Consider the following 22278-nt stretch of genomic DNA (forward strand, 5'->3'; position numbering starts at 1 on the left):
GATTGCGGCAACAGCGCGCGCCATGAGCGATACCCCTCCCGACCATCTGTCGATCGACCCGCGCAGCCCGTATTTCGACCAGGCGGCGCTGGAACGCGGCGTCGGCATCCGCTTCAAGGGCGCCGAGCGCACCGACGTCGAGGAATACAGCATCTCCGAAGGCTGGATCCGCGTCGCGCTGGGCAAGAAGATGGACCGTCGCGGCCGCCCGCTGACGATCAAGCTGACCGGCCCGGTCGAGGCATGGTTCGAGCGTCCGGCCGATGGCGCCGCCGAAGGGGCCGCGACCGACGGCGAATGATCGCGCGCACCGGGGGCATCTTGTCGCCCCCGTGCCGCATCCGCTAGGTAAGGTTATGGAACCTGCCGCTGCGCCGCCGATCCCGCGATCGCATATCCCGCCCTCGCTGTTCGCCTTCTCGATCTTCTACGGCGGGATGGTGTGCATCGCCGGGGTGCTGGGCAACAAGCAGGTGTCGCTCGGCCCGATCTCGCGGCTGGGGCCGGTGTTCGGGCTGCCGCCGCTGGCGGTGGAGGCGGGGATCTTCGCGTTCCTGCTGCTGGTCGTCACCTCCAGCGCGATCGCCGAGCTGCACGGGCGCGCGGTCGCCAACCGGCTGGTGCTGATCGGGTTCGTGCCGCTGCTGATCTCGATGGCGCTGACGCTGATCGTCCTGGTCCTGCCGCCCGCGCCGGAGATGGACCGCGGGCACCTGGCCGCGTTCAACCAGATGATGGGCGCGACGCCGTGGATCTGGGCCGGCGGGATCGTCGCCTATGGCGTGTCGCAGACGCTGAACGTCACGATCTTTTCCTGGCTGAAGGGGCGCGAGGGCGGGCGGCTGCTGTGGTTCCGCGCCGCGACCGCCAGCGCGCTGAGCCAGATCGTCGATTCGGTGCTGTTCATCTCGATCGCGTTCGGGCTGTCGGCGATCGGCTGGCTGATGGCGGGGCAGATGCTGGCGAAGGTGGTGCTGTCGATCGCGCTGGTGCCGCCGCTGATCTACCTGATGGTCGCGCTGGGACGGCGGCTGGACGGCTGACCCCGCTTGCCCTTATGGCGCGGCGATGACCGACGCCACACTCTCCCCCGCGCTGAAGGCCGAGACGCTCGTCGAGGCGCTGCCCTACCTCCAGCGTTATGCGGGCCAGACCTTCGTCGTGAAATACGGCGGCCATGCGATGGGCGATCCCGAGGCGCAGGCCGATTTCGCCGAGGATGTCGTGCTGCTGAAGGCGATCGGCATCAACCCGGTCGTGGTCCATGGCGGCGGCCCGCAGATCGGCAGCATGCTGAAGCGGCTGGGGGTCGAATCGCGCTTCGTCGACGGCTTGCGCGTCACCGATGCCGAAACCGCGCAGATCGCCGAGATGGTGCTGGCCGGTTCGATCAACAAGGAAATCGTCGGCTGGATCGGCCGCGCCGGCGGGCGGGCGGTCGGCATTTCCGGCAAGGACGCCGGGCTGGTGCAGGCCGAGAAGGTCGGGCGCAACCAGCCCGACCCGCTGCAGGGGATCGAGCGCAAGGTCGACCTGGGCTTCGTCGGCGAACCGGTGGCGGTAGACCGGCGGATCATCGATTCGCTGAGCCGGGAGGGGATCATCCCGGTGATCGCGCCGATCGGCATCGGTGCGGACGGCCACACCTACAACATCAACGCCGACACGATGGCGGGCGCGATCGCGGCGGCGCTGGGCGCATCGCGCTTCTTCCTGCTGACCGACGTGGCCGGGGTGCTGGACAAGCAGGGGCAGCTGCTGTCCGATCTGGACCCCGCCGCGGTGCGCGCGCTGCGCGAGGACGGGACGATCAGCGGGGGGATGATCCCCAAGCTGGAAACCTGCGTCGCGGCGGTCGAATCGGGCGTGGATGCGGCGGTGGTGCTCGACGGGCGCGTGCCGCATGCGATGCTTCTGGAAATCTTCACCAAGCGCGGTGCAGGGACGCTGATCCGCAAGGGCTAGCACCTCGCGTACCTGGTGCCTTATATGTGCGACACACCTTTTCGGAGACGCCCGGCGTGCTGACGCTTACCATCATCCAGATCCTTCAGGTGATCTTCCAGGTCGTGCGCTGGATCATCCTGATCCAGTTCGTCCTGTCGCTGCTGATCGTGTTCAACATCATCAACACGTCCAGCCCGTTCATTCGTTCGCTGCACGAAGGGTTGGATCGCGTGACCGAGCCGCTGTACCGCCCGATCCGCCGCTTCCTGCCGGCCAGCAGCGGGATCGACTTCGCGCCGATGGTGGTCCTGTTGCTGCTGGTCATCCTCAACATCATCCTCAACAACGTCGCGGTCAGCGTGATGTCGGGCGGCGCCGCGATCTGAGCGCCTGGCGCGAAACCGCGGACGGCATTGCGATCGCGGTGCGCGTCACGCCGCGCGGCGGGCGCGACGCGCTGACCGCGGGGACGGACGCGCATCTGGCGGCGAGGCTGGCGGCGGCGCCGGTCGACGGCGCGGCGAACGAAGCGCTGGTCGCGCTGGTGGCGAAGCATTTCGGCGTGCCGCGCCGCGCGGTGACGCTGGTGGCGGGGCAGAGCGCGCGGGTGAAGCGGCTGGCGATCGCGGGCGATGCGACCGCTCTGGCGCGGATCGCCGCTAGCCTCTATGCGCCCGCGTCATGACCGCACGCACGATCGACGGAAAAGCCTTTGCCGCCACCCTGCGCGCCCGCGTGGGCGATGCCGCGGCCGATTTCACCGCGCGCGCCGGGCGCAAGCCCGGGCTGGCGGTGGTGCTGGTGGGGGAGGACCCCGCCTCGTCCGTCTATGTCCGGTCGAAGGGCAAGGCGACGCTGGCCGCGGGCATGGAAAGCTTCGAGCACCGCCTGCCTGCCGACACCGGTGAGGACGCGCTGATCGCGCTGGTCGACCGGCTGAACGCCGACGATGCGGTCGACGGCATCCTCGTCCAGCTGCCGCTGCCGCGCCATATCGACGAGCGCGCGGTGCTGACGCGGATCGACCCGGACAAGGACGTCGACGGTTTCCATCCGGTCAACGCCGGGCGGCTGGCGACCGGGATCGACGGGCTGGTGCCGTGCACGCCGCTGGGCTGCGTGATGCTGCTGAAGGACCTGCACCCCGACCTGTCGGGGATGGAGGCGGTGGTAATCGGCCGGTCGAACATCGTCGGCAAGCCGATGGCGGCGCTGCTGCTGAAGGAAAGCGCCACCGTCACCACCGTCCACAGCCGCACCCGCGACGTCGCGGCGCATGTGCGCGGCGCGGATATCGTCGTCGCGGCGGTGGGCATCCCCGCGTTCGTCAAGGCCGATTGGGTGAAGCCGGGCGCGACGGTGATCGACGTGGGCATCAACCGCACCGACGACGGGCTGGTCGGCGACGTCGACCCGGCGGTCGCCGAGGTGGCCGGCGCGCTGACCCCGGTGCCGGGCGGGGTGGGGCCGATGACGATCGCGGTGCTGATGCGCAACACGCTGGTCGCCGCGTGCCGCCGCGCGGGGCTGCCCGCCCCGGCCGGCCTGTGACGGCGCGCGCGCTGTGATCGAGCTGTTCGTTTCCGCCTTCGTCACCTTCTTCGTGGTGATCGACCCGCCGGGCTGCGCGCCGATCTTCGCCGGACTGACCGCGGGCGCCTCGCCGGAGCATCGCCGCGCGATGGCGATCCGCGCGGTGGTGGTCGCCGCGATCATCCTGGTGCTGTTCGCATTCATCGGCGAGCCGCTGCTCCACGGGCTGGGCATCGAGCTGGCGAGCTTCCGCATCGCGGGCGGGATCATGCTGTTCGTGATCGCGCTGGAGATGGTGTTCGAAAAGCGCACCCAGCGCCGCGAGGACCGCGCGTCGAAGATTTCGCCGGAGGAGGCCGACGACGTGTCGATCTTCCCGATGGCGATGCCGATGATCGCGGGGCCGGGATCGATCGCCACCATCATGCTGCTGATGTCGCGCAACGACGGGGTCGAACGGTCGGCGGTGGTGCTGGCGGCGTTGGGCGCGAACCTGATCCTGATGCTCGCCGCGCTGCTGGCGGCGGGGCCGCTGATGCGGATCATGGGCGCCAAGATCGAGGCGGTCATCACCCGCCTGCTGGGCGTGCTGCTGTCCGCGCTGGCGGTGCAGTTCGTGATCGACGGCGTGATGGAGCAGCTGCGCTAGGTCATCGGTGTGTCGTCGCCCCGGCCAAGGCCGGGGTTCAGGTGGCCACGAAAGAATGTCTCCGGGATCGGCGCCTCACTTGATCCTGAACGCGCGGAACGGCGAGCGGCCGGGAACCGCGACCGGTTCCAGCCAGTCGAACCGCGCGCCATGCGCCAGCTGGCCGTAGAAGCCCTTGGGCGCGCGGGCGCGATAGTTGGTCGATTCGGTCATGTTCGGGCAGATCAGCAGGATCGTCGCGCCATGCCGCTTCATGATCGCGCGCGCTTCCTCCGGCGATCGTTCGAAGGCGTGGTGGACGTCCAGGATCGCATCGCCGTTGCGGTGATAGGGGCCGGCGACCGCGCGGTGGTGAGTCAGCGTGATGAGCCGCGGGCCGAGATCGACGAAGGTGAACATCGTCTGCGCCGGCCAGCGGTTGAGCGGCGCCATCGCCGGGATCGTCAGGCAGCGCCCCGTCGCACGGTTGACGCGCTGGACATAGGGTTTGGGCGGGTCGATCGCGAACCAGCGGATCACCACCGGCACCATGCTGCCCGACAGGATCGCGAACGCCGCGACCGCCGCCGCCGCCTTCGCCACGCGATGGCTCGGGGCGACCAGCCACGGCACCATCGCCCAGATCAGCGCCGCCGCGCCGGGGATCGCCAGCAGCTGCGCCGCCGGCCCGGCACGCGCCTGCCACAGCAGCATCAGCGCGGCGAAGGCGCCGAACAGCGCGACGCACGCCCAGCCGAGCAGCCGCGCATCGCGGCGCGCGCGGATCGTCGCAATCGCCGCGCCGATCAGCCCGATCAGCGGCAGTGCGACGATCGGCAGTGCGACGCGCAGCGGGTGGGCGTAGATCGGCTTCGCCTCGCGCACGTGCGACAGCCAGCTGTCGTAGAGTTCGGGCGACACCTGTTCCGGGCGGCCCAGGCATTGCGGGAAGGTGTGCGCGAAGAACGCGGCCACCGCCGCCCCCGCCGCCACCGCGAAGCCCAGCCGCAGGCCTGCGCGCCGCGGCGACCACCAGGCGAGCGCCAGCAGCAGCGCCGCCGCCAGCACCAGCGTCGACATCCACACCGGGGTCAGCGCGTCGCAGCGCAGCACGCGATTGGCGTAGGAGGTGAACCCGGCATAGCCCGCCGCGATGCCGCCCCCCAGCGCCAGCGCATAGGCCGCCAGCCGCGGGCGTTCGGCCACGTCCCAGATCCACGACAGCGCGATGATCGCGCCCGCCATCGCGGCATAGGGCAGCATTTCCAGCCCGATCGTGAACGACACCGCGGTGGCGATGCCGACCAGCGCGCCGCCGCGCGCGCGCACCGGATCGCACAGGCCGGCGACGGTGACCGCCAGCATCGCCAGCTGCCAGCCGTGGTGGTCGATCCGTTCGGGCATGTACATGCCCAGGCACACCGTCGTCGCCAGGAACAGCGCGATGCCCAGCGGCCAGGCGAGCGGTGCGACCAGCCGGCGCAGCGTCGCCCCCAGCGCGACCAGCGTCACCCCCATCGGCAGCATCGGGGCGATCCCGCACGCCAGCTTCTCCGCCTCCACCGCGCCGACGAACGGGCGGAAGAGGAGGATCAGCGCGGCGATCGGCAGGTCGACCAGCCGCGACCAGTGGATGTCGAAGCCCACCGGCGGGTTGAGCCGGTAGTTGCGCAGATCGAACCAGCCCTGTCCGGCCAGCCACGCGCGCACCTGCATCAGCCGCATGTTGTCGTCGGTATCGCCCAGCGACAGCCACTGGATCGCGGGCCAGCGCTGGATCAGGTACCAGGCCATGATCGTCAGCCACGCCGCCAGCGTCAGGCGAATCCATTCGCGGTCCAGCAGGGGGGCAAGCCGGGCGACGGCGCGGCGCATCGGATCGGTGGTCAAAACGCTTCCTTCACCGGGCTTGCGATATTAGAGGCGCCCTGCGGCCGATGTGCTTACGCCTGCCGCCGTAAAGGGCAAGCAGGGTTGCTCAGGCACGCTTCGTGGGGACAAGACAAACGGTGGTGCGTTCCCTTTCTCCGGCCAGCGCGACGACGCGCGAGACGTTCTGGCAGCTGGTGCGCTTCGCCGTGACGGGGGGCGCGATGACCGCCTTCTACGCCGCGGTCTACTGGCCGCTGGCCACCTATGTCATGAACCCCAATCTGGCGGTGGTGATCGCATTCCTGGCGGCGACCGTGATCGGGCGGTTCGCGCATGGCGCGGTCAGTTTCCGCGGCTATGGCACCCGCAATGCGCGGACGGCGCGGCGATTCTTCCTTGTCCAGCTGTTCGGGTTCGTGCTTCAGCAGCTTTTCACCTGGGTGCTGGTGACCGGCCCCTTCTTCCATGGCCCGACGTGGTGGCCGCTGGTACCCGCCGTTTCGGTGGTGCCGCTGCTGACCTTCTGGCTGCAACGCAACTGGGTTTTCCGATAGACTATGGACCGGCGCGTCTACGATCGCATGGCGGAGCATGATTCCACCCATTGGTGGTATCGCGCGCGCCGCGACATCCTGGCCGATTTCCTGGAGCGCGAGGCGCGGCTGCCCGCCGATGCCGCGATCCTGGAGATCGGGTGCGGCACCGGGCACAACCTGCCGATGCTGGCGCAGTTCGGCACGGTCGATGCGATCGAGATCGATCCGGCCGCGCGCGCGATCGCCAGCCAGCGGCTGGGCCGCCCGGTGGGCGAGGCGCCGCTGCCCGCGCTGACCGGGGTGCCGCGCGGCACCTACGACCTGATCGCGGTGCTCGACGTGGTGGAGCATATCGAGGACGATGTCGCGGCGCTCGCGGCGATGCGCGAATGCCTGGCGCCGGGCGGCAAGATCCTGATCGCGGTGCCTGCGCACCAGTGGCTGTGGAGCGCGCACGACGTCGTCAACCACCACCACCGCCGCTATTCGAAGGGGGCGCTGGTGACGGCGATCCGCGCGGCGGGGCTGAAGGAGCGGGGGCTGACGTATTTCAACTCGCTGCTGTTCCCGCTGGCGGCGGCGGCGCGGGTCGCCGGGCGGCTGACCGGGCGCGACGACAGCGACGATTCGCCCCCCGCGGCGCCGGTCAACGCGCTGTTCGAGAAGATCTTCGGGCTGGAGCGGCATCTGGTCGGGCGCGTGCCGATGCCGATCGGGGTGTCGATCCTGACGCTGGCGGAGCCGGCATAGTCCAAGTGTCATCCCGGCGAGGGCTGGGATCCGGGGCGATCGCGTGCGCAGGAGCCGGCAGAGGCCCCAGCTTTCGCTGGGGCGACGGGAAGAGGTTATTCCCCGATGACGTGCAGCGCGATGTGGCGGCTGTGCGGGCGGGCGCGGTGTTCGAACAGGAAGATGCCCTGCCACGTGCCCAGCACCATCGCGCCGTCCGCGACCGGGATCGACAGCGACACCTGCGTCAGCGCGGTGCGCAGGTGCGCGGGCATGTCGTCCGGTCCTTCGTCGTCGTGCTCGTAGCCGGTCGATTCGGGCGCGGCCTGTGCGAAATAGCGCTGGATGTCGCGCTGCACTGCGGGCGCGGCGTTTTCGTTGATGAGCAGCGAGGCGGAGGTGTGGCGGCAGAAGACGGTCAGCAGCCCGTCGGCGATCCGCTGCGCCGCCAGCCAGTCCGCCACCCCGCGCGTGATCTCGACCAGTCCGGGGCCGCGCGTCGCGATCGACAGCGCGCCGTGGGACTGGCGCATCAGAACAGCCGCCCGCCGTTCGGCACCGGCACGGTCGGCGTGACCAGCACGACCTTCCCCGCCTCATCGGGGAAGCCCAGCGTCAGCACCTGCGACAGGAACTTCCCGATCTGGCGCGGGGGGAAGTTGACCACCGCGGCGACCTGCCGCCCGACCAGCGTGTCGATGTCGTAATGTTCGGTGATCTGCGCCGACGACCGCTTGACGCCGATCGTCGGGCCGAAGTCGATCGTCAGCTTGAACGCGGGCTTGCGCGCCTCCGGGAAGGGATCGGCGGCGACGATCGTCCCGACGCGCACGTCGACCTTCAGGAAATCGTCGAACGCGATCTCGGGCGCGGGCGCGGCGGCGGGATCGTGGGTGACGTGCATCAGAAGTCCGGATTCTCGTAATAGCTGGGCGGCTCGATCCCGCTGATCCGCTCGGCCAGAAGGGGGCGGAAGCTGCGGCGGCTCTTGAACGCGGAATACCATGCCTTGGTATGCGCGTGGCCGGTCCAGTCGATCCCGCCGAGATAGTCGGCGACCGAGATCTGCGCCGCGGCAGCCAGATCGGCGAGGCTGATCGTCGCGCCGGCGATCCATTTGCGGTGGTCGAGCAGGAAGTCGATGTAATCGAGATGCCCGACCGCGGACTTCATCGCCTCGCGCAGGCGCGCGGCATCGGGGGCGGCGCGGTGCGCGATCCGCTTGACCATCCGCTCGTCCAGCAGCGGCTGGGTGACGTCGCGATAGAAATGCGTGTCGAACCATGCGACCAGCCGGCGAATTTCCGCGCGATTGGTGGCGGTGCCGTTCAGCATCGCGACGCGGTCCACCGTCTCCTCGAAATATTCGCAGATCGCCATCGAATCGACCAGCACGATGCCGCGTTCGTGATCGGTCATCACCGGCGTCTGTCCGGCGGGGTTCATGTCGATGAACGAATCGCGCCGTTCCCACGGGTTTTCGCGCACCAGCTGATAGCCCACGTCCTTTTCATTGAGGAGCGTGCGCAGCTTGCGCGTGAAGGGGCACAGCGGGAACTGGTAGAGCTGCCACATAAGCCGATGCTGTTAGGCGCAAATATGGGGCGAGGGGAAGCGCTCTCGGCACGATACGGGCCGTTCTGGAAACCGGACCGTCGTGTTATGGAAAGGCGATGGGCATCAGCATCAAGCACGAAGAGATCGAACGCGCGATCCGCCGGCTGGCGAGCGAGCGCGGCCTGTCGCTGACCGATGCGATCGGGCTGGCGGTGCGCCACGAACTGGAACGGTCGGAGGAGCGCCCGCCGCTGCGCGAGCGCATCCGGCGGATCCAGGAGCGGGTGGCCACCTATGATCTCGATCCGAGGACGCCCGACGAGATCATCGGGTACGACGAGCACGGCCTGCCGCGGTGATCGCGCTCGATTCGTCGGCGCTGATCGCGATCCTGCTGCATGAACCGGAGGCGGATATGCTGGTCGATGCGATCGAGCGGGCCGACCATCTGCTGATCGGTGCGCCGACGCTGCTGGAATGTCGCATCGTCGCCGCCGGCAAGTCGCCCCGCCTGCCCGGCGACCTGCGCGAGTTGATCGACGGTATCCGCCCGGAAACCATCGACTTCACCGCGCGGCGTCTGGAGGCCGCGACCGATGCGTTCGAGCGGTTCGGGAAGGGGCGGCATTCCGCGGCGCTGAATTTCGGCGACTGCATGGCCTATGCCGTCGCGCGCGTCGCGGGATGCCCGCTCCTCTACAAGGGGCAGGATTTCGCGCGGACCGATATCCGGTCCGCGCGATAACCTCTTACTCCGCTGCTTCCAGCGCCTCGCTGTCGTCGAGCGGGTGGGCGAGGCGCGTCAGCATCTCGCGCGGGACGACCTGCCAGAAATGGCCGAGCGTGCGCTGCCAGTCCTCCAGCAGCCCGCGCGACCAGCGGCTGTCGGTGCTGGCGGCATGTTCGGCGATCAGACCGCGCAGCCTTTCCTCCCAATGCGCGGAGGCGACGCGCTGCCACACGATATTCTCCGGGTTGGCGCGCCGCGCGAAGGTGCCCGCCGCGTCGTAGACGAACGCCATGCCGCCGGTCATGCCCGCGCCGAAATTGGCGCCGACCTCGCCCAGCAGCACCGCGGTGCCGCCGGTCATATATTCGCAACCGTTCGCGCCGCACCCCTCGACCACCACATTGGCGCCCGAATTGCGCACCGCGAAGCGTTCGCCCGCCTGGCCCGCCGCGAACAGCTTGCCCGACGTCGCGCCGTACAGGACGGTGTTGCCCAGGATCGTGTTCTCATGGCTGACCAGCGGCGAGGAGACGGCGGGGCGCACGATGATCGTGCCGCCCGACAGGCCCTTGCCGACATAGTCGTTGGCGTCGCCGAACACCTCCAGCGTGATCCCGCTGCACAGGAACGCGCCCAGCGACTGGCCCGCCGACCCGCGCAGGCGGACGGTGACATGCCCTTCCGCCAGCTTCGACATGCCGAAGGCGCGCGTGATCTCGCTCGACAGGCGCGTGCCGACCGCGCGGTGCGTGTTGCGCACCGAATAGGTCAGCTGCATCTTTTCCCCGCGCGAGAAAACCGCCGCGGCATCCTTGATGATCTGCGCATCCAGGCTGTCGGGCACGTCGTTGCGGAAGGTCGACAGGCTGAAGCGGCGCTCCGCATCGGTCGCGTCGACCTTGGCGAGGATCGGGTTGAGATCGAGGTCGTCGAGATGCTCGGCACCGCGGCTGACCTGGCGAAGCAATTCGGTGCGCCCGATGATCTCGTCCAGCGAGCGCACGCCGAGCCGGGCGAGGATGTCGCGCACTTCCTCGGCGATGAAGGTCATCAGGTTGATGACCTTCTCCGGCGTGCCGACGAACTTGCCGCGAAGCGCCTCGTCCTGAGTGCACACGCCCACCGGGCAGGTGTTCGAATGGCACTGGCGCACCATGATGCAGCCCATCGCCACCAGGCTGAGCGTGCCGATGCCGAATTCCTCCGCGCCCAGGATCGCGGCGATCACGATGTCGCGCCCGGTCTTCAGCCCGCCGTCGGCGCGCAGCTTGATGCGTCCGCGCAGGCCGTTGAGCGTCAGCACCTGATTGACTTCGGACAGGCCCATTTCCCACGGCGTGCCGGCATATTTGATCGACGTCTGCGGCGACGCGCCGGTGCCGCCGACATGGCCGGAAACGAGGATGACGTCGGCATGTGCCTTCGCCACGCCCGCCGCGACGGTGCCGATCCCGGCCGAGCTGACCAGCTTCACGCACACCCGCGCGCGCGGGTTGATCTGCTTCAAATCGTAGATCAGCTGCGCCAGATCCTCGATCGAATAGATGTCGTGGTGCGGCGGGGGCGAGATGAGCGTCACGCCCGGCGTCGCATGGCGCAGCTTGGCGATGAACTCGGTCACCTTGAAGCCGGGCAGCTGCCCGCCCTCGCCGGGCTTGGCGCCCTGCGCGACCTTGATCTCGATCTCCTCGCAGGCGTTGAGATATTCCGCCGTCACGCCGAAACGGCCCGACGCGATCTGCTTGATGACCGAATTGGCATTGTCGCCGTTGTCGTACGGCTGGTAGCGGATCTTGTCCTCGCCGCCCTCGCCCGACACCGCCTTGGCGCCGATGCGGTTCATCGCGATCGCCAGCGTCTCGTGCGCCTCGGGCGACAGCGCGCCCAGCGACATGCCCGGCGTCACGAAGCGCTTGCGAATCTCGGTGATCGCCTCGACCTGGTCGACCGGCACGCCTTCCTTGGGAAAGTTGAACTGCAACAGGTCGCGCAGGTAGATCGGCGGCAGATCGCCCACCCCGCGCGAGAATTGCAGGTAGCTGGAATAGCTGTCGGTCGACACCGCGGTCTGCAACAGGTGCATCAGCTGCGCGGAATAGGCGTGCGCCTCCCCGGTGTGGCGCTGGCGGTAGAAGCCGCCGATCGGCAGCGTCGCCACCGCATCGTCGAACGCCGCGTCGTGCCGGTCGCTGGCATTGACGTGGAGCGAGGCATAGCCTTCGCCCGAAATCTTCGCGGGCATCCCCGGGAACAGATCGTTGACCAGCGCGCGGCTGAGGCCGACCGCCTCGAAATTGTAACCGCCGCGATAGCTGGAGATGACCGCGATCCCCATCTTCGACAGGATCTTGAGCAGCCCTTCCTCGATCGCCTTCTTGTGCCGCTTCAGGCATTCCTCGATCGACAGGTCGCCGAACAGCCCGCGTGCCTGGCGATCGGCGATCGCGGCCTCGGCCAGATAGGCGTTCACGGTCGTCGCGCCGACGCCGATCAGCACGGCGTAATAATGCGTGTCGAGGCATTCCGACGCGCGCACGTTGACCGAGGCGTAGGAGCGCAGGCCGCGTCGGACCAGGTGGGTATGCACCGCCGCCGCCGCCAGCACGCCGGGGATCGCGACGCGATCGGGGCCGATATGCTCGTCGGTCAGGAACAGCTCGCTCTTGCCCTCGCGCACCGCCTGTTCAGCCTGGTTGCGGATGCGCTGGATCGCGGCGCGCAGCTTCTCCGGCCCGCCGTTCGCCTCGAACGTGCAGTCGATGTCGGCGGCGGCATTGCCGAAATACGCCTTCAGCCGCGCCCAGTCGGTGGAGGTCAGCACCGGGCTGTCGAGCACCAGCACGCGCTCGCGCCGGTCCTCGGTATCGAGGATGTTCGCCAGATTGCCGAAGCGCGTCTTGAGCGACATGACATAGCGTTCGCGCAGCGGGTCGATCGGCGGGTTGGTGACCTGCGCGAAATTCTGCCGGAAGAACTGGCTGATGAGGCGCGGCTTGTCGGAGATGACCGCCAGCGGCGTGTCGTCGCCCATCGAGCCGATCGCTTCCTTGCCCGTCTCCACCATCGGCGACAGGATCAGCTCCATGTCCTCGATCGTCTGTCCGGCCGCGACCTGCCGCCGCGTCAGGTCGGCGCGGTCGTAGCGCGTGACGCTGTCGGCGGGGGCGGGGGGCAGATCCTCCAGCGTCGAGAATTCGCCGATCATCGCGGCATAATCCTGCTCGCCCGCGATCCTGTCCTTGATCTCGCGGTCGCGCAGCACGCGGCCCTCGGCCAGGTCGACCGCGATCATCTGCCCCGGCCCCAGCCGCCCCTTGGCGACGATGGTGCTTTCGGGGACGACGACCATGCCGGCCTCGGACCCGACGATCAGCAGCCCGTCGGCGGTTTCGGTATAGCGCAGCGGGCGCAGCGCGTTGCGATCGACGCCGCCGACCGCCCAGCGCCCGTCGGTCATCGCCAGCGCGGCGGGGCCGTCCCACGGTTCCATCACCGAGGCGAGATACTGGTACATCGCCGAATGGCTTTCCGGCGTGTCGGCGCTCTTCTGCCACGCTTCGGGCACCAGCATCAGCTTCGCCGTGGGCGCGTCGCGGCCCGAACGGCAGATCGCCTCGAACGTGGCGTCGAGCGCGGCGGTGTCCGATGCGCCGGCCGGGATCACCGGCTTGATATCCTCCGAATGTTCCCCGAACGCGATCGAGGCCATGCGGATTTCGTGGCTGAGCATCCAGTTCTTGTTGCCGCGGATCGTGTTGATCTCACCATTGTGCGCCAGGCACCGGAACGGCTGTGCCAGCCACCATTGCGGGAAGGTGTTGGTCGAATAGCGCTGGTGGAAGATCGCGACGCGGCTTTCGAAGCGCGGGTCGGTGAGGTCGGGATAGAAGACCGACAGGCTCTCCGCCAGGAACAGCCCCTTGTAGATGATCGAGCGGCACGACAGCGAACAGATGTAGAAGCCCTGGATCTGCGCCGCGATCACGCGCTTTTCGATGCGGCGGCGGACCAGGTACAGGTTCTTCTCGAACTCCTCGGCCGACACCTCGTCCGGCATCGGGCCGGCGATCATGATCTGCTCGATCTCGGGCCGCGTCGACTGCGCCTTCATCCCGATGACCGAGACGTCGACCGGCACCTGGCGCCAGCCGTAGATGGTGTAGCCCGCCTCGATGATCGCGCTTTCCACGATCGTGCGGCACGTTTCCTGCGCCCCCAGGTCGGTGCGGGGCAGGAACACCATGCCCACCGCCAGCCGGTTGGGCAGCAGCTTGTGCCCCGACGCGGCGACGCAATCGTCGAAGAAGCGCACCGGCAGGTCGACATGGATGCCCGCGCCGTCGCCGGTCTTGCCGTCGGCATCGACCGCGCCGCGGTGCCACACCGCCTTGAGCGCGTCGATCGCCGACTGGACGACGCGGCGCGACGGCTTGCCGTCGGTCGCGGCGACGAGTCCGACGCCGCAGGCATCGCCCTCGAACTCGGGACGGTACATGCCGTGTTCGGCGAGATACTGGCGCTGCTCGGTGCGGGGATCGGTCATCACTTGTTTCCCTCGATCGCCGGAGCGGCCGGCGGATCCTTCAATTTCTGTTCGCTGGTGCCCAGCAGCTGCGCCAGCTTCGCGCGCTCGGCAGGTGTCAGGTCGGACAGCTTGCGCGGCGGCGGCAGGTTCGCCGTGGCGGCCCGCGCCTTCTTTAGGATCGCCGGCAGCTGCTCCATGACCGCGGGCATCATGCCCTGCATCTCCTGCATCATCTCCGGGTCCATGAAGATGGTCATCGATTCGGCCGCGAAGGCGCCGCCGGTCGGCGTCGCGAAGAAGGCGTTCATCTCGCGCAGTTGCGGCGCGGTGAAGCGTCGGGCGTAGGCGGCGGCCAGTGCGGCGCGCATCCGCGGCTCGAACCGGCCCATCAACTCACCCATCGCCGCCATCATCGCGCGCATCTCGATCTGGCTGCGCTCCCGGTAATGCGGATCGTAGATCGCCATGATCTGATCCAGCGTCACCGGCGGCAGATCGGCGGCCTGTTCCGTGGACAGGCCGCCCATCGTCGCCAGTTGCGCGAGCGGCATCGTGCCGACGCTGCCCATCACGCTGTCCATCAGCTTGTCCATCGTGCCGGTCATCATCCGCTGATAGGTGCCGACGGGGAACAGCCGGGCGGCGACCTGCGTGCCGAGCGCCTGGCGTTCGGCGTCCGGCGCTGCGCTTGCGGACGGGGCGGGGGAGGGGGCAGGGGATGACGACTGCGCGGCGGCCGGCAGCGCGATCAGCGCGGCAAGCACGGCGGTAGCGGCGCGACGCATCACGCCGCCACCTTCGCGGCCTTCGCCTTCGCCTTCAGATAGCTGTGCATCGTCGCCGCAACGTCGCGCCCGTCGCGGATCGCCCAGACGACCAGCGAGGCGCCGCGCACGATGTCGCCGGCGGCGAACACGCCGTCCAGCGACGTCATCAGCGTCTTCGAATCGACCAGCACCGTGCCCCAGCGGGTGACGCCCAGCTCGGGCGCATCCCACAGATGCGGCAGTTCCTCCGCATCGAAGCCGAGCGCCTTGATGACCAGATCGGCGGGCATGTCTTCCGCGCCGCCGGGGTCGACCTCGGGCGCGCGGCGGCCGCTGGCGTCGGGGGCGCCCAGCCGCATCCGGTTGGCGCGCACGGCCGTGACGCGGCCATCGCTGCCGTCGAAGGCGGCCGGCGCGGCGAGCCACACGAACTCGACGCCCTCCTCCTCGGCATTGGCGACCTCGCGCTGCGAGCCGGGCATGTTGGCGCGATCGCGGCGGTACAGGCACTTCACGCTCTTCGCGCCCTGGCGGATAGCGGTGCGCACGCAATCCATCGCGGTATCGCCGCCGCCGATCACCACCACGTTCTTTCCGGCCGCGTTCAGGCTGCCGTCCTCGAACGCCGGCACCGCATCGCCGAAGCTCTTGCGGTTCGATGCGGTCAGATAGTCGAGCGCGGCGACGACGCCCGCCTGGCCATGGCCGTCGACCTCGATCGCGCGCGCGCGGTACACGCCGGTGGCGATCAGGATCGCGTCGTGTCGGCCGCGCAATGCCTCCAGCGTGGCGTCGCGACCGACCTCGAACCCTTCGTGGAAGACGATGCCGCCCGCCTTCAGCCGGTCGACGCGGCGCATCACCACCGGCTTTTCGAGCTTGAAGCCGGGGATGCCGTAGGTCAGCAGCCCGCCCGCGCGATCGTGCCGGTCGTAGACGTGGACCTCATACCCCTGCGCGCGCAGATATTCGGCGGTGGTCAGCCCGGCCGGGCCGGCGCCGATGACGCCGACCGACTGGCCGCGCGCCGGGCCGGGAACGAGCGGCTCGACCCAGCCTTCCGCCCAGGCGGTGTCGGTGATGAATTTCTCCACCGATCCGATCGTGACCGCGCCGTGACCGGAAAATTCGATGACGCAATTGCCCTCGCACAGCCGGTCCTGCGGACAGATGCGGCCGCAGATTTCCGGCATGGTGGAGGTGGCGTTCGACAGCTCATACGCCTCGCGCAGCCGCCCCTCGGCGGTCAGCCGCAGCCAGTCGGGGATATGGTTGTGGAGCGGGCAGTGGACCGAGCAATAGGGCACGCCGCATTGCGAGCAGCGCCCGGCCTGATCCTCCGCCGCGGGGGTGGCATAGCGTTCGGCGATCTCGCTGAAATCCTCCGCCCGCTCGGCGGCAGCGCGCTTCGCGGGATAGGATTGCGGGCGATCAACGAACTTCAGCATGTCGGCCATCGGTGTCCTCCGATGGCGTGCGTCTCACATTCCGTGGCGCGCTGTCACGCACTTTTACGTAGTTAGGTAAGCAATACTGCCGTTAAAACTGCAATATTGCACCGCAGCTGCAAGCTGGTCGCATGTAGGCGCCGCTATTTATGGCCGATATGGACTCAACGGGTGTAAAGGAATGCCAGCGCCGCGGCACCCGCAACGATTCGGTACCACGCGAAGGGTGCGAAGCCATGCTTGGTCACCACCGCCATGAACGCCTTCACCACCGCCAGCGCGACGACGAACGAGACGACGAAGCCGACCGCTATCAACTGTACGTCGCCGCCGGTGATCGCGTCGCGATGCTTGACCAGTTGCAGCACGGTCGCGCCGGTCAGCGTCGGCAACGCCAGGAAGAAAGAGAATTCGGCGGCGGTACGCCGGTCGATCCCCAGCACCATCGCGCCCATGATCGTCGCGCCCGATCGGCTGACCCCCGGGATCATCGCGATACTTTGCACGACGCCGATCTTCGCCGACTGGCCGGCGCTGACCCCGGAAATTCCGCCGACCTGGTGCGTGCGCGCCAGCCGTTCGATCACCAGGATCGCGATGCCGCCCAGGATCAGCGCCCAGGCGACCGTCACCGCGCTTTCCAGCAGCGCCTCGATCTGGTCGTTGAAGGCAAGGCCGAGTGCGACCGCGGGGACGAAGGCGATCAACAGGTTGCGCACGAACGCGATAGATGCCGATTCGCGCCGCACCAGCCCCATCGCCACCGCCCAGAACGTCCGCCAATACAACGCGACGATCGCCAGGATCGCGCCGGGCTGGATCGCGATGTTGAACACCGCCCATTTCTGCGGATCGTATCCCAGCAACTCGGTCGCCAGCACCAGATGGCCGGTCGACGACACGGGCAGGAATTCGGTCACCCCCTCGACGATGCCCAGGATGATGGCGGTCAGGAGGTCGGTCATGCAGGTTCCTTCATGGTCGTCGGGCGGATCGGCGCGCGATCACGCGGCGTTGGTGAGCGCCCCGAAACGACCCGCCTTGCGGAAGCGGACGAGCCAGCCGGGCGCGACCGAATCGAGCGGGGTGGGGGTGATGCCCAGCGCGGCCAGCCCCTCGGCATGGGCGCCGACGACCGTGTCGTGCTGCAGCATCTTCCACTGATCGGCGGAGATCGGCGTGCCCGGCATGCTAGCGATCAACCCGCCCAGCGCGTCGGGCAGGGCGGCGAAATGCGGCGAACGGCCGATGTGCGCGGCGATCCGCTGATGCAGTTCCAGCATCGTCAGCACTTCCGGCCCGCCCAGTTCGAACGTGCGCCCGCCGAACGTCGCCGGATCGCCGATCGCGCGCAGGACGGCATGCGCGACATCGGCGGCGTAGACCGGCTGGAAGCGCGCGCCCGCGCGCAGCACCGGCACCACCGGCAGCGTCGCGATCATCTGCGCGAAGCGGTTGATGAACTGGTCCTCGCGCCCGAACACGGTCGAGGGGCGCAGGATGGTCGCGTCGGGCGCGGCGGCGCGCACCGCGCCTTCGCCCGCGCCCTTGGTCCGCGCATAGCCGGAATCGCCGGCCGCATCCGCACCGATCGCGGAGATGTGCACCAGCGCGGCGCCTTCGTCCTGCGCCGCCTCGGCGACCGCGCGCGCGCCGTCGACGTGGATGCGCTGCTGATCCTTGCCGAACACGCCGACCAGGTTCACGACCGCGGTGGCGCCCTGCACCGCGCGCACGATCGTGTCGGGGCGGGTGACGTCGGCGGCGACGAACTGCGTCTGTCCCAGCCCGCCCAGCGGCTTGAGGAAGAACGCCTGCCGCGGATCGCGCTGCGCCACGCGGACGCGCGCACCTGCCTGCAACAGCGCCTGCGCGACATAGCGGCCCAGGAAGCCGCCGCCCCCGATCAGCGTCACCAGTTCGTTGTTCATCTGCCTCGTCATCCGAAATGCCACAGCGCCCCGCTGCCCTAGCCGCTCCGTTCCCGCGAAGACAAGGGCGCGGTGCACCGCAGCGAAGCGCGGAGGCCGTACCGGGCACGGTGCGCCGCGAAAAAGAAATGCGGCTGCGCGCAAAGATGCTGTTGACAGCCGCCCGACCTTACCCCTAGAGGCGCCGGCCTACCCCGTGCCCAGATGGCGGAATTGGTAGACGCACCGTCTTCAGGTGGCGGCGCTGGTAACGGCGTGGAGGTTCGAGTCCTCTTCTGGGCACCACCTTCCTTTCGGGGAAGGATACCCGCGGCGAGCGCGGAACTGGTGCGGCGAGCGGTATCGCCCGACGTCGTAATCCCACCGATGTTATCTCTTGATCGACGCCGAAACGCCTGCGCGATGTCGGTAATGGGCGCGCCGTCTGCGGACCGCGGCTCCTCTTTCATATCAGCAGCGATATCGCGGTGCCGGGTCGGTGGCGCAGGTCGGGCAGGGCAGGCTAATGTCACCGCAGCGGCCGGGCCGCGAGGAATGCGGGCATGTGCTCCGGCGCCATCATGGCCGGACCGGCGGCCCCGATCGCGTCGCGACCGGGGCGCGCCTGGTTGGTCAATAGGCCGCGGACAGCGTCAGGAACCATTGCCGCGGCGGGATCGGATAGGCCGAATAGTTGTTCGTGGCCGATCCGATCGACAGCGTCGACTGCCCCTTGCGGTCGGCCAGGTTGGTGACGTTGAGCGCCAGTTCGGTCTTGCGGAGCGGCAGGATATCGTCGGGCACGCGCGCCGCGATGCGCAGCGAGGCCAGGAAGTAGGACGGCACGCGCACGTCGTTGCTGAACGTGGCGAAGCGCGCGCCGACATAATCGCCGATCACTTGCGTTTCGACCGGCCCCAGCGACAGGGTGGCGACCGTCTTGTTCATCCACTTCGGGATGCCGGGCAGCTGCTTGCCGCAGGTGGGGACGATGCCGCCGGTGACGAGATAGCCGCCGATGCACGTATCCGTCGCCGCGCCGATCCCGCTGGCGGTCGAGGTATAGTCGCGCTGGTATTTCGACAGATTGTACGACGTGGCGTTGTAGAGCGAGAAGATCCGCCCGGCGCGCAACGTGAAGGCGGCGTCGACGCCATCGGTCTTCACGTTGCCCACGTTGACCAGGATCGAGGTGCCGCCGGTGATCGCGCCGCCGGCGATGCCGCCGGGGTTGGTGGAGATCGCCAGCAACCGGTCCTGGAAATCGACGTGATAGTAATTGACCTGCGCGTTTAGCGTCACGCCGCCGCCCAGCTCGCGCCGCGAACGCACGCCCGCTTCGTAAGTCCAGCTGCTTTCGGGGCGGCCGCTCTGCGCGAAGGCGTTGAACGCGGCCTGGCTGCCGGTGAACCACGGGCCGCCGCCGCCGGCGAGATAGGCCTGATACTGGCGCAGGTTCTTCTGCGCGTTGGCGTACAGTTGCTCATGGCCGTTCACGTCGAACGTCGCGCCGACCGCCGGCAGGAACCAGCGCAGCGTGTCGATCCGCCCTTCAGGCAGCCCGCCCGCCAGCCCGGACAGCGACCCGGCCCGCGGCTGCACCGGGTAGCGGCCGGTGGCCCATTGCGCGCTGGTCTTGAACCCGGCCTGGATCAGCAGCCGGTCGAGCGCCTGCCAGCTGTCCTGCAGGTGAAGCTGCAGCTGCTCGATCGTGGCCTCGCCCTGATATTGCGTGAACAGCGGCTGCGCAACCTCCAGCGGGCGGATGTACGGCGTGCTGTTGCCCGGGTTGTTGACGTCGACCGCATACCAGCGGCGCCATTGCGTGGTGCTGTTGTGTTCGAACCAGCCGCCCAGCTCGATCTTGTGCGCACCCAGTTCGACGTCGAGCGCGGAGATCACGCCCCAGCGGTCGATGCGATATTCGGTGGTGCGGGTAATCAGCCCCGACCCGCCCGTCGCCGTCACCAGCGCCGCGCCGGCCGCCGCGGCCTGATCCGCGGTCAGCGCGGTGCACGCCGACGGCCGCACGCCGTTGTTGTTCGCCGAGAAGCGGCAGTTGGTCGGCAGGGTGGCGTACGCCGGGTCGAGATACGGCTGCGCCGTGGCGATCGACTGGCCGAGCGGGCCGGCGACCACGCCGACGCCGTCGTTGTGGTGATAATAAGCGGTGTTCGACCACGTCGCGTTCGGCGTCAGCCGCGCGTCGTACCGGCCGTACGCCAGATAATCGGTCCGCTGCGCGTCGGAATAGTAATTGCGATAATTGCCGCCCTGCGCCGCCGGCGAATTGCCGAGCGTGCTGAGGTAATTGCCGCGGTAGCCGTTGAAATCGGGGTAGAAGAACGGCTTGGTATAGGGCGTGTAGAGCTGCACCGCACTGGCGGTGCCGCCGGCGGAAGGCTTGAAGAAGGTGGTCGCGTCCTCGTTCGGCTGGGTCATGTCGTTATAGTCGAAGTACAGCGTCAGCTTGCCGATGCTGTCGTCGTGGACGAACTTGGCATTCGCCTGCCACCCGCCCTGGATGCCGTTGAAGTCCCACGCGCGCGCACGCTGGCGGACGCCGGACACATAGGCGGTGTTGTTCCCGCCGAACGTGCCGGTATCCACCCGCACGAAGGTGCGCGACGTGTCGTAGCTGCCGACGGTCTGCGCCGCCTGGATCCCCGGCACGGCAAGCGGGTTCGACGAATAGGTTTCGACGGTGCCGCCCAGGTTGCTGTTCGATGCGGTGGCCAGGTCGCCCGCGCCGGTGGCGACGATCACGCGGCTGACGTTTTCCGAGATGACCGCGCGTTGCGGCGACAGGCCGTTGTAATTGCCGTAGCTCTGGTCGCCCAGCGGGATGCCGTCCATCGTATAGCCGAGCTGGTTCGCGGCGAAGCCGTGGATGAACAGCTGGGCGTTCTGCTCGTTGTTCCCCCACGGATCGGCGGTGATGTAGAGCACGCCGGGCAGCGTCTGGATCGCCTTCAGCGGGCTGACGCCGGGCAGGATCTTCTGCATTTCGGTGCCGGGCAGTTCGACGGCGGTACGCGTCTGCCCGCCGGTCACGACGATCGTCGGCGCCTCCGCGCCGCCGTCGGTGGCAGGTTCGGATGCGACCGCGGGGGTGCCGGCCTGCTGAGCGGCGGCGGCGGCGGGCGTCAGCGCGGCGAGTGTCACGGCGATCAGCGACACGGACGGTTGGATCATTTCTGCTTCTTTCCCCGGCGCGGCAACGATGGTTGCGGCTGCGCACGCCCTAGGCGGGGTTGGCAGCAGATTGGTGACGGTCGGGTCACGGTTTCATGACCGGTTCGGGTCGGTTCGATGACGCGCGACGCCGGGCGTGCGCGGATCAATATCGCCCCTGCGCGCGGGCCGCGTCGGCGGCGCCGAAGGACGCCAGCACCCCGGCGTCGATCAGACGGATGCATCCGTAGCCGCGCGCGATCGCGCCGGCCGCCTCCAGCGTCGCCAAGTGCGCGTTGGTGGTCTTGCGCGACAGGCCGCACAGCTCGGCGAGGTCCGCCTGCGACAGCGGCGCGACGCCGCTTTCCGCGAACGGGCGCAGCCGCGCGGCGATGCGCGCGACCGGCGGCAGCGCCAGCATCTCCGCCAGGCCGTGGACGCTGGCGTCGAGCTGGGCGTAGACCAGCGTGCTGACCGCGTGCCAGATCGCGGGCTGTTCCACCGCGATCCGCCCCAGCGCGCTGTCGCCGACGGTCGCGACCCGGCTGGGCGGCCCGGCGCGCGCGGTGACGATGCGCGGGCCGCCGCCGTGCCGGCGCGACTGGCCGAACGCGGCGCCGGCGCGCGCGACGCCGATCAGGACCAAGCGGTCGCCGACCATCGTTTCCAGCCGCAACATCCCATCCAGCACCATGACGACGCCGGTATCCTCATCGCCCTGGCCGTACACCCACTGACCGGCCGCCAGCGCGCGGGGCGACGCCGCGGCGGCGACCGCGCCGCGCAGCGCGGCGGGCAGGGCGGCGAACCAGCGGTTCCCGGCAAGGTGATCGGCGACGTCCACCGCCACAATGTAACGATGGTGGCATTTGCTGGCGAGGGCGCCTGCTACATCCGCGACATCAAGAACGAGGAGAAAGTG

General features: G+C 68.9%; 22 protein-coding genes and 1 tRNA gene. 12 read left to right on the forward strand and 11 right to left on the reverse strand.

Features of this window, described 5'->3' with window-relative positions:
* The first annotated feature begins 22 nt into the window (after nucleotides 1–22).
* Genes COA07_RS09960 through COA07_RS09990 form a run of 7 tightly spaced genes read left to right on the forward strand, consistent with a single transcriptional unit; the run spans nucleotide 23 to nucleotide 4129 of the window.
* On the forward strand, nucleotides 23–301 hold the full coding sequence (locus tag COA07_RS09960) for a DUF3297 family protein (protein WP_066711378.1): 279 nt from the start codon (nucleotides 23–25) through the stop codon (nucleotides 299–301).
* Between the two features lie 55 nt (nucleotides 302–356).
* Nucleotides 357–1043 (forward strand): queuosine precursor transporter, encoded by a 687-nt coding sequence (locus tag COA07_RS09965; protein WP_066711377.1) that lies wholly within the window; start codon nucleotides 357–359, stop codon nucleotides 1041–1043.
* 25 nt (nucleotides 1044–1068) lie between these two features.
* A complete protein-coding gene (gene argB / locus COA07_RS09970; RefSeq protein WP_066711376.1) occupies nucleotides 1069–1965 on the forward strand; it encodes an acetylglutamate kinase in 897 nt (298 codons plus the stop codon).
* Between the two features lie 56 nt (nucleotides 1966–2021).
* The gene (locus COA07_RS09975) at nucleotides 2022–2333 is read left to right on the forward strand and encodes a YggT family protein (protein ID WP_066711375.1); all 312 of its coding nucleotides are present in this window, start codon (nucleotides 2022–2024) and stop codon (nucleotides 2331–2333) included.
* Between the two features lie 26 nt (nucleotides 2334–2359).
* Complete coding sequence (locus COA07_RS09980) at nucleotides 2360–2632, forward strand: DUF167 domain-containing protein (protein WP_281254088.1); 273 nt, start codon at nucleotides 2360–2362, stop codon at nucleotides 2630–2632.
* On the forward strand, nucleotides 2629–3498 hold the full coding sequence (gene folD / locus COA07_RS09985; RefSeq protein ID WP_066713377.1) for a bifunctional methylenetetrahydrofolate dehydrogenase/methenyltetrahydrofolate cyclohydrolase FolD: 870 nt from the start codon (nucleotides 2629–2631) through the stop codon (nucleotides 3496–3498). Before COA07_RS09980 ends, folD begins: the two co-directional genes overlap by 4 nt.
* Before the next feature lie 13 nt (nucleotides 3499–3511).
* Nucleotides 3512–4129, forward strand: a complete 618-nt coding sequence (locus COA07_RS09990; RefSeq protein WP_066713374.1) for a MarC family protein — start codon at nucleotides 3512–3514, stop codon at nucleotides 4127–4129.
* Between the two features lie 75 nt (nucleotides 4130–4204).
* Here COA07_RS09990 and COA07_RS09995 read toward each other — a convergent pair whose 3' ends face one another.
* Nucleotides 4205–5983: a hypothetical protein gene (locus COA07_RS09995; protein WP_096640991.1), complete on the reverse strand. Its 1779-nt coding sequence runs from the start codon at nucleotides 5981–5983 to the stop codon at nucleotides 4205–4207.
* A gap of 137 nt (nucleotides 5984–6120) precedes the next feature.
* Here COA07_RS09995 and COA07_RS10000 point away from each other — a divergent pair, with 137 nt between their 5' ends.
* Both COA07_RS10000 and COA07_RS10005 read left to right on the forward strand, forming a co-directional pair.
* The gene (locus COA07_RS10000; protein ID WP_245842106.1) at nucleotides 6121–6534 is read left to right on the forward strand and encodes a GtrA family protein; all 414 of its coding nucleotides are present in this window, start codon (nucleotides 6121–6123) and stop codon (nucleotides 6532–6534) included.
* Nucleotides 6535–6537: 3 nt separating this feature from the next.
* Complete coding sequence (locus COA07_RS10005; RefSeq protein WP_066709336.1) at nucleotides 6538–7266, forward strand: class I SAM-dependent methyltransferase; 729 nt, start codon at nucleotides 6538–6540, stop codon at nucleotides 7264–7266.
* 95 nt (nucleotides 7267–7361) lie between these two features.
* Here the strand turns inward: COA07_RS10005 and COA07_RS10010 are convergent, their stop codons facing one another.
* From COA07_RS10010 to COA07_RS10020, 3 genes are read right to left on the reverse strand one after another with little or no spacing between them, the layout of a single operon-like run.
* Nucleotides 7362–7778: a secondary thiamine-phosphate synthase enzyme YjbQ gene (locus COA07_RS10010; protein WP_066709333.1), complete on the reverse strand. Its 417-nt coding sequence runs from the start codon at nucleotides 7776–7778 to the stop codon at nucleotides 7362–7364.
* Nucleotides 7778–8149, reverse strand: coding sequence for a tRNA-binding protein (locus COA07_RS10015; protein ID WP_066709327.1), 372 nt, complete (start codon nucleotides 8147–8149; stop codon nucleotides 7778–7780). Before COA07_RS10015 ends, COA07_RS10010 begins: the two co-directional genes overlap by 1 nt.
* A complete protein-coding gene (locus tag COA07_RS10020; RefSeq protein WP_066709324.1) occupies nucleotides 8149–8820 on the reverse strand; it encodes a glutathione S-transferase family protein in 672 nt (223 codons plus the stop codon). The genes COA07_RS10015 and COA07_RS10020 overlap by 1 nt, the downstream gene beginning before the upstream one ends.
* A gap of 98 nt (nucleotides 8821–8918) precedes the next feature.
* Between COA07_RS10020 and COA07_RS10025 the strand changes: the two genes are divergently transcribed.
* Nucleotides 8919–9161, forward strand: a complete 243-nt coding sequence (locus tag COA07_RS10025) for a type II toxin-antitoxin system VapB family antitoxin (RefSeq protein ID WP_066709322.1) — start codon at nucleotides 8919–8921, stop codon at nucleotides 9159–9161.
* Nucleotides 9158–9547 (forward strand): type II toxin-antitoxin system VapC family toxin, encoded by a 390-nt coding sequence (locus tag COA07_RS10030; RefSeq protein WP_066709319.1) that lies wholly within the window; start codon nucleotides 9158–9160, stop codon nucleotides 9545–9547. The genes COA07_RS10025 and COA07_RS10030 overlap by 4 nt, the downstream gene beginning before the upstream one ends.
* A 4-nt stretch (nucleotides 9548–9551) precedes the next feature.
* Here the strand turns inward: COA07_RS10030 and gltB are convergent, their stop codons facing one another.
* From gltB to COA07_RS10055, 5 genes are all read right to left on the reverse strand, one after another.
* Complete coding sequence (gene gltB, locus COA07_RS10035) at nucleotides 9552–14075, reverse strand: glutamate synthase large subunit (protein WP_066709317.1); 4524 nt, start codon at nucleotides 14073–14075, stop codon at nucleotides 9552–9554.
* Nucleotides 14075–14842: a DUF2059 domain-containing protein gene (locus COA07_RS10040; protein WP_141396504.1), complete on the reverse strand. Its 768-nt coding sequence runs from the start codon at nucleotides 14840–14842 to the stop codon at nucleotides 14075–14077. Before COA07_RS10040 ends, gltB begins: the two co-directional genes overlap by 1 nt.
* A complete protein-coding gene (locus COA07_RS10045) occupies nucleotides 14842–16281 on the reverse strand; it encodes an NAD(P)-dependent oxidoreductase (protein WP_066709311.1) in 1440 nt (479 codons plus the stop codon). Before COA07_RS10045 ends, COA07_RS10040 begins: the two co-directional genes overlap by 1 nt.
* Before the next feature lie 155 nt (nucleotides 16282–16436).
* Nucleotides 16437–17237, reverse strand: a complete 801-nt coding sequence (locus COA07_RS10050; RefSeq protein ID WP_066709309.1) for an undecaprenyl-diphosphate phosphatase — start codon at nucleotides 17235–17237, stop codon at nucleotides 16437–16439.
* Nucleotides 17238–17276: 39 nt separating this feature from the next.
* Nucleotides 17277–18203 (reverse strand): complex I NDUFA9 subunit family protein, encoded by a 927-nt coding sequence (locus COA07_RS10055; protein WP_066709307.1) that lies wholly within the window; start codon nucleotides 18201–18203, stop codon nucleotides 17277–17279.
* Nucleotides 18204–18401: 198 nt separating this feature from the next.
* Here COA07_RS10055 and COA07_RS10060 point away from each other — a divergent pair.
* Nucleotides 18402–18488, forward strand: a tRNA-Leu gene (locus tag COA07_RS10060).
* Nucleotides 18489–18815: 327 nt separating this feature from the next.
* On the opposite strand, the gene COA07_RS10065 is transcribed toward COA07_RS10060, so the two are convergent.
* Both COA07_RS10065 and COA07_RS10070 read right to left on the reverse strand, forming a co-directional pair.
* Nucleotides 18816–21377 carry a TonB-dependent receptor gene (locus COA07_RS10065; protein ID WP_066709305.1) on the reverse strand — a complete coding sequence of 854 codons (2562 nt, stop codon included), beginning with the start codon at nucleotides 21375–21377 and terminating at the stop codon, nucleotides 18816–18818.
* A 145-nt stretch (nucleotides 21378–21522) separates the two neighbouring features.
* Complete coding sequence (locus COA07_RS10070; protein WP_096640931.1) at nucleotides 21523–22206, reverse strand: Crp/Fnr family transcriptional regulator; 684 nt, start codon at nucleotides 22204–22206, stop codon at nucleotides 21523–21525.
* Nucleotides 22207–22278: the final 72 nt, after the last annotated feature.

Source organism: Sphingomonas adhaesiva, from assembly GCF_002374855.1.
In the GTDB taxonomy this organism is placed as follows: Bacteria; Pseudomonadota; Alphaproteobacteria; order Sphingomonadales; family Sphingomonadaceae; genus Sphingomonas; species Sphingomonas adhaesiva.

What these genes read in the sequence shown, in the direction of transcription:
- COA07_RS09960 (WP_066711378.1), top strand. Translation starts at nt 23, where the DNA reads ATGAGCGATACCCCTCCCGACCATCTGTCGATCGACCCGCGCAGCCCG.
- COA07_RS09965 (WP_066711377.1), top strand. Translation starts at nt 357, where the DNA reads ATGGAACCTGCCGCTGCGCCGCCGATCCCGCGATCGCATATCCCGCCC.
- argB (WP_066711376.1), top strand. Translation starts at nt 1,069, where the DNA reads ATGACCGACGCCACACTCTCCCCCGCGCTGAAGGCCGAGACGCTCGTC.
- folD (WP_066713377.1), top strand. Translation starts at nt 2,629, where the DNA reads ATGACCGCACGCACGATCGACGGAAAAGCCTTTGCCGCCACCCTGCGC.
- COA07_RS09995 (WP_096640991.1), bottom strand. Translation starts at nt 5,983, where the DNA reads ATGCGCCGCGCCGTCGCCCGGCTTGCCCCCCTGCTGGACCGCGAATGG.
- COA07_RS10005 (WP_066709336.1), top strand. Translation starts at nt 6,538, where the DNA reads ATGGACCGGCGCGTCTACGATCGCATGGCGGAGCATGATTCCACCCAT.
- COA07_RS10010 (WP_066709333.1), bottom strand. Translation starts at nt 7,778, where the DNA reads ATGCGCCAGTCCCACGGCGCGCTGTCGATCGCGACGCGCGGCCCCGGA.
- COA07_RS10015 (WP_066709327.1), bottom strand. Translation starts at nt 8,149, where the DNA reads ATGCACGTCACCCACGATCCCGCCGCCGCGCCCGCGCCCGAGATCGCG.
- COA07_RS10020 (WP_066709324.1), bottom strand. Translation starts at nt 8,820, where the DNA reads ATGTGGCAGCTCTACCAGTTCCCGCTGTGCCCCTTCACGCGCAAGCTG.
- COA07_RS10025 (WP_066709322.1), top strand. Translation starts at nt 8,919, where the DNA reads ATGGGCATCAGCATCAAGCACGAAGAGATCGAACGCGCGATCCGCCGG.
- gltB (WP_066709317.1), bottom strand. Translation starts at nt 14,075, where the DNA reads ATGACCGATCCCCGCACCGAGCAGCGCCAGTATCTCGCCGAACACGGC.
- COA07_RS10040 (WP_141396504.1), bottom strand. Translation starts at nt 14,842, where the DNA reads ATGCGTCGCGCCGCTACCGCCGTGCTTGCCGCGCTGATCGCGCTGCCG.
- COA07_RS10045 (WP_066709311.1), bottom strand. Translation starts at nt 16,281, where the DNA reads ATGGCCGACATGCTGAAGTTCGTTGATCGCCCGCAATCCTATCCCGCG.
- COA07_RS10050 (WP_066709309.1), bottom strand. Translation starts at nt 17,237, where the DNA reads ATGACCGACCTCCTGACCGCCATCATCCTGGGCATCGTCGAGGGGGTG.
- COA07_RS10055 (WP_066709307.1), bottom strand. Translation starts at nt 18,203, where the DNA reads ATGAACAACGAACTGGTGACGCTGATCGGGGGCGGCGGCTTCCTGGGC.
- COA07_RS10065 (WP_066709305.1), bottom strand. Translation starts at nt 21,377, where the DNA reads ATGATCCAACCGTCCGTGTCGCTGATCGCCGTGACACTCGCCGCGCTG.